We start from the raw sequence: 5,160 nt of genomic DNA, 5'->3' as shown, positions 1-5,160 counted from the left end.
TCTTAAATGGGGTACAACGTTCCCGCTGTATGGTGTCGTGCGGTTGACTGTCCCACGAAGTGGAGACTGTCAAGCCGAAAACGACGACATACGGAATTTGGATTTGCAGGTTAAAACACAACCGCATGCACTATGCACCGCGTGTTAGGGGCTGTTTAATTTTCTTTTTCATTAACCTTTTCGATATGTCGTATTAGATCTTCAATTTCTTGTCTCATGGTTGCATTTGTACAATAGGATAAAGATCTTTTAGCAAAACTTAGAGCATTTCCATAATCTTTTAAACCTATATATGAAAGTGCTAAATTATAGCTGATTATAGAATCAAATAAATTTTCATAATTATGATGAGTCACGGCTTTAATCATTATAATTTTAGCTTTCTCATATTTTTCTAAACTATTTAAAAGAACTCCATAATTTGCGTACGTTTCATAAAATGTACTGTCATTTTTAATAGCTTTTTCGTAAAGATTAATTGCTGAATCATAGTTGCCTAAGTTTGTCTCATTATTAGCAAAAGCATTAATTATTATAAGATTATTACTCTCATATTCATATGCTTTTTCTAAATGCTTTTTGGCTTTAAAGAATCTACTTCGGTCAATTTGTTTTGTAGCTTTAATGAATTCTAACTTTGCTTTATCATTTGTAATCTTTTCTATATTATTAGTAATTAAAAGATTTGCTTTTTTATTGTACTTATAATCGTTATTACATGCTACAGTAAAAAAAATTATGAAAATACTAATCAAACTATTTTTCATGTTGTCATTGCTAAAATTGTACGTATATTATTCAAATCTTCTGATTATAATATTCTCTATAATTATAAATCAAATGGTTATTAGATTTTATAAATTGCCCCTAACGTTCCCGCGGTATGGTGTCGTGGCAGTTTCTTTCACTCGTGAAAGGAACTGTCAGGACGAAAAGAGCCAGCTGCGAACGTTGAATTATTTTATTTAAAAATACTGCCATGCACTATGACTGCGTGTTGTGCCTTGTTTTTTCATCAATCACCTTGTAAGAAATAATTGTTAATCGTAGTCCAAAAGCTAAAAAAAGAAGGAGAACCCCGAAGCCTGATTTAAAATCCTTCCAAAAAGTAGTTTTTAGTTTTTCAATATTTATATTTTTTTTAGCAATATTTTCATTCAAACTCTTCAATGTTTTCATTACCTCTCTATATGTGTCATTATTCTCAGGATTATTTATATTCAAAGGAGGTAGCTCCACTTTTTTAATAGTATCGTCTTTATAAGTTGAATCAATAATTTTGTAAACATTCTTCGTCCATATGCAAATACTGTCTTGTCTTGATTGTATAGAATCAAACTCAATTTTGGTATGCATCATCTTATTATGATTGAATTGGATACAATGATATTGCCCACTAGTTAGAAAAAGTATAGATTCACTGTCTCTATCAATCCAACTATTGACATATTCTAATTCTTGTCTAATAAATTCTTTTTTGTTATCTTCAATTATTGTCATTACTGCTAAAAATCCTATACTAATCCAGATATACTCAAATCTAATCCAAGTAGCCTTTTTAAGAGAAAATAGTTTAATTAATATAAGGTATAATATAAACCATACTGCAAGTACAGCACCTAAAGAATACCATGCGTTACTTATTAAGTTCCTTATAAAATCAAACATCGACACTGATTTAAAAAGTTAGAATTGATAAATACTTCCAATTTTCTCGTTAATTATCTAAATAACCTCTGAATTGGAAATTTTATCAAAAAGACCAAAGCCAATTCCATTCAATTCCGTCAAGGATCATATAACTTGTATGACTCGGTTAGTGCTCTGTTTTATAGATAATTAATTTCATTTTGAAGGTTTCTTCGTAAATAAGGCACAACGTTCCCGCAGTATGCTGTCGTGGCAGTTTCTTTCCGACGGGAAAGGAACTGTCAGGACGAAATAGCCCGACTGCGAATGTTGAAATATTTTATTTAAAAGTACTGCCATGCAGTATGACTGCGTGTTAGGCGCAGATTTTAATATTTTTCTTTTCTTTCGAATTGGTCATTTATTGTAAGATAGTGTATTGCTATCATCAATCTAATCCTAACGTCAGATAAATTCAACTCTTTGTATCTCATCAATATATTTGCAATCATAGTTGGAGCTAAATCGCCAAAATCTATGAACGTTTGATAATAGCTTTGAACGATTGGATCATTTTCTCCTAATTTGCTAAGGAATCTTATATACTTTCCATTCTGGTTATAAACTAAGTATTTTAATGTATCAGTACTTTGATATTTCCAATATTTTCCAAAAGTCCATATTTGCTTAAAAGTTGAGTCCGAAATTTGATTGTACATTTCTTCTTGCTTGATATATGGAATCTTTAAAATTAATTCCCCACTTTTCGCAGCGCTTGTTAATTGGGCTAGGTAATTTTCAAAATAGTCTAATTTATCTGGGGCCTCGTTCCTTATTTGAGATGCAATTTGTTCTTCGAAAAAATTCAAGATTACAGTCAAATCTTTAATCTCTTGGTCATTAAAAACTTCACGAATTGTAACATTGGATTTAAGGTCATCTTTTCTTGTACTGGAACAAGAAATTATAAGAAAACAATATGCTATCAGTAGTATTTTTTTCATCTTTAATTTGCGCCTAACGTTCCCGCGGTATGGTGTCGTGCGGTTGACTGTCCCACGAAGTGGAGACTGTCAAGCCGAAAACGACGGCATACGGAAAGTGGATTTACAGGTTAAAATAAAACCGCATGCACTATGACCGCGTGTTAGGCACTGGCATTTATTATTGTTTTCTTTAAAGCATTTCTGTATGCTTTATTTTTTCCCAATGATACAATATTTGGCCTTTTGTAAGGATCACAAATACTGTTGATATACACTATATTATCAATGATGATAACAGTTATCATTTCTCCCCAGGTCCCAAAACTTAAAAAACCATTTGATGTAGCAACAAACTCATTTTTTGTCACATGTTTCACTTCTAAATTATTGACTTTTGCAAATTTTGTACAAAGATTAATTATGCTTTCTTCCGAGATATTTGTTTCTAAGGTCTTAAATTTTAATCTTCTAATTTGAATTAGTAATAATATTAGTGCTAGAAATATAAAAATGCTTGTACCTTCAAATAGCTCATTCATCGGCCTTAACCCTTTATAAGTTCCGTTTAGATATTTTATATATTCAATAATCGTTAATAGAAATGGTGAAAGAATTAATATTACGAATGCATAATGACCAAAATAACCAATTCCTTTCAATTTAAGCCTTTTAGGGTTGGTTTTATATTCAGGTTGATATGAGTTCCCCATTAAATGTATTTTTATAGATCATGCTTGCGCCTAACGGTCCGCGTGTATGCTGTCGTATGGCGACAATCCTAATGGATATGGATTGTCAAGCCAAAATAGTTTTATTTAAATATTGGAATTATCTGTTTAAACATAGCCATATGCAGTATGACACGCTGTTAGCCACAGTTTATTCTTAATCATAATGAAATCTACACTTAGCAATAAGAATTTCATCCTCTCTAACTGCATAAATTAGTCTATGTTCATTATCTATTCTTCTGGACCAAAACCCTTTGTATTTATGTTTTAGGGGTTCAGGTTTTCCTATTCCGGTAAAAGGGTTTCTAGATATATCTTTAAGAAGGTCATTAATCTTTTTTACGTATTTTATATTAGTTTTTTGCCAATATAAATAGTCTTCCCAAGACTCGTCAACAAAAATGTATTTCATAGGTCAATTAAATCTTTTTGAAACGAAGATCCATTTTTCAATTTATCAATTGCAGAATCAAGTCTTTCTTCATTCTTTTTTGAAGATAATTCATATTGAGTTGCAGTCAATGAATTGTATTCATCAAGTGAAATAACTACGACACCAGAGTCTTTTCCCCTATTAATAATCAATGTCTCAAAATTCTCAGTGACAGAGTCAAGATATTTCTTTATATTTTTTCTAAAGTCAGAAATTGAAGTTGCTAACATAATATTTAATTTAGTACGTTATATAGTACGAATATATGTACAATATATTGAATTATCAATAATTTTAATCTTTCTTTTCCAAATTGTGGCTAACGTTCCCGCGGTATGGTGTCGTGGCAGTTTCTTTCACCCGTGAAAGGAACTGTCAGGACGAAAAGGGCAGACTGCGAACGTTGAATTATTTGGTTTAAAAGTACTGCCATGCACTATGACCGCGTGTTAGGCTGCGTTTATTATTATGTTTTGTAGTGTGTCATATTTAACTATATCATAATCTTTAATAATTAAATATATTGAATCTAAATCACTAAGTTGTTCTTGTATTCTTAATAGGTAAGGAATTATGGATGAAGCTAAACAATTATCCAAATCCATTATTTGTAAAAAGATGCAATATTCGAATCTTAATTCACGATGGAACTGTGAAAGTTTTAATAAATCTCTTTTAAAATGTTTTCGGCCATTAGTATGGTTTATAGCTTTAGAAGTTTTTATCTCACAGGCAATCCTTTGTTGATTCATATTGTTTTGCTGCTCATGCAATATTAAATCAGGATATACCTGTCCAAGATTATCATGTCTATAAATAGAACCATCCTTTCTAATCTCTCCATTAATAATTAAATTTTCATAATGAAATTGGTCTGAAACTTTTCTCCATTGGTGATAGAATTCATAAGCAAATACTCTTTCACCCACTTGACTGTCATTATCATTAAGTCCATATGGCCAAATCATATAATGACTTTCAACTTTCAACAAAGCAATCAAGAAGTCAAGAAAATATTTTTCTCCATTGGTTATTTGATTTCTCCGATTAATCAGAGACTCTAAATCAGAATTTCTAAGTTCAATCATGTCTGTTTTTTTAAATGCAGCCTAACGTTCCCGCAGTATGGTGTCGTGCGGTTGACTGTCCCACGAAGTGGAGACTGTCAAGCCGAAAAGACGCCAGAATGAATACGAATTTGCAGGTTAAAAGAACCGCATGCACTATGACTGCGTGTTAGGCCTTGTTGTTTTTACTTTATATGATCAGTATTTGATAACTTACCTTGTCTCTTTCTTACCTCAGAGAACAGTTTTTTAATACTTTCTCTTTTCCAATAGCCAATTTCATACTGTTTATGGATTAAATCAAGTGTAAAATT

Annotated in this window: 7 protein-coding genes; all 7 read right to left on the bottom strand. The window is 31.3% G+C overall.

Going from position 1 to position 5,160, the window contains the following annotated elements; genetic code table 11:
- Positions 1-155: 155 nt before the first annotated feature.
- Positions 156-767: a tetratricopeptide repeat protein gene (locus tag ACE01N_RS19995; protein ID WP_380592762.1), complete on the bottom strand. Its 612-nt coding sequence runs from the start codon at positions 765-767 to the stop codon at positions 156-158.
- Positions 768-984: 217 nt separating this feature from the next.
- Complete coding sequence (locus ACE01N_RS19990) at positions 985-1,668, bottom strand: hypothetical protein (RefSeq protein ID WP_380592761.1); 684 nt, start codon at positions 1,666-1,668, stop codon at positions 985-987.
- Positions 1,669-2,018: 350 nt separating this feature from the next.
- A complete protein-coding gene (locus ACE01N_RS19985; RefSeq protein WP_380592760.1) occupies positions 2,019-2,633 on the bottom strand; it encodes a hypothetical protein in 615 nt (204 codons plus the stop codon).
- Between the two features lie 143 nt (positions 2,634-2,776).
- A complete protein-coding gene (locus tag ACE01N_RS19980) occupies positions 2,777-3,325 on the bottom strand; it encodes a hypothetical protein (RefSeq protein ID WP_380592758.1) in 549 nt (182 codons plus the stop codon).
- A 175-nt stretch (positions 3,326-3,500) separates the two neighbouring features.
- Positions 3,501-3,758, bottom strand: a complete 258-nt coding sequence (locus ACE01N_RS19975) for a Txe/YoeB family addiction module toxin (protein WP_375730307.1) — start codon at positions 3,756-3,758, stop codon at positions 3,501-3,503.
- Entirely contained in the window at positions 3,755-4,009 is a 255-nt protein-coding gene (locus ACE01N_RS19970) for a type II toxin-antitoxin system Phd/YefM family antitoxin (RefSeq protein ID WP_375730306.1), read from the bottom strand. The genes ACE01N_RS19975 and ACE01N_RS19970 overlap by 4 nt, the downstream gene beginning before the upstream one ends.
- A gap of 219 nt (positions 4,010-4,228) precedes the next feature.
- Positions 4,229-4,867, bottom strand: coding sequence for a hypothetical protein (locus ACE01N_RS19965; protein ID WP_380592756.1), 639 nt, complete (start codon positions 4,865-4,867; stop codon positions 4,229-4,231).
- Positions 4,868-5,160 lie beyond the last annotated feature (293 nt).

The sequence above is a fragment of the Quyinboa ferrireducens genome, from assembly GCF_042436675.1.
Classification (GTDB): Bacteria; Bacteroidota; Bacteroidia; order Bacteroidales; family UBA5342; genus JBHJHP01.
The sequence above is the reverse complement of the archived record's forward strand: the minus strand, read 5'-3'. Positions and strand labels throughout refer to the sequence as shown.